Source organism: Bradyrhizobium australafricanum (assembly GCF_020329495.1).
GTDB classification, from domain to species: Bacteria; Pseudomonadota; Alphaproteobacteria; order Rhizobiales; family Xanthobacteraceae; genus Bradyrhizobium; species Bradyrhizobium australafricanum.
Genome location: NZ_JAGKJL010000204.1, coordinates 1 through 701, shown reverse-complemented (window position 1 = coordinate 701; position 701 = coordinate 1). Strand labels below are relative to the sequence as shown.

The window sequence follows — 701 nt, the reverse complement described above, 5'->3', positions numbered from 1 at the left end:
CCCCGAGCACCGCGACAAATATCTGCGCCTGACGGATCTCGCCGGTTTGCGGATCGATCACCTCCACCGTCGGACCGGCATAGTCGGTCTGCATCACTGCACCCGCCGCGTGGCGATGACGGAAGGTCGGGTTCGCCCGGCGCCGATAGGCGTCAAACTTCTCGCAGAACCACGTGTAACCATAGCCGTCGGGATGCGCCGTCCGGTATTCCTGCCACAGCAGCGTCAGCGTCACGCCCTTGCGCTTGAGCTCCTGCGCCACCCGTGGCCACTCAGGCTCGCTCAAGTCCTGCGGGGGGCGCCCGACCCGCCGGAACAAGGCTCGCTGCAAGGCCGCCTCGCTCTCGTAAATCGGCGGCAGCGGCCAGCTCAAACCCGCTTCACGCGCTCGCAGCAGGTAGGTGGCAACCGAACTCTTGCTGATCTGCAGCCGTTCCGAGATCTCCCGAACCGACAGGTCCTGCTCGTACGTCAGCCTCAGGATCGATCGTAGGTCCTTCACAGTGGTTCGTTTCGCTTGCTTCCGTCTCGGCATTGCCCCTCTCAAACTCAGCTTGAGAGAGAACATTGCCTGAACGGCGCTCCCGAAAACCAACCTCCCGCAACTGTCCGCGATTTAGCGGAATCCCTGTCCCGGAATTACTGAAATCGCTGTCCGCGAATTAGCGAAATTGCTGTCCGGAAATTGCCGAAACACGCAG

Annotated in this window: 1 protein-coding gene; it reads right to left on the bottom strand. The window is 61.9% G+C overall.

The window, feature by feature from the left end:
* The coding region (locus J6525_RS46570; protein WP_283848697.1) for a sigma factor-like helix-turn-helix DNA-binding protein at positions 1–535 on the bottom strand (535 nt) is incomplete at its 3' end.
* Between the last annotated feature and the right edge of the window lie 166 nt (positions 536–701).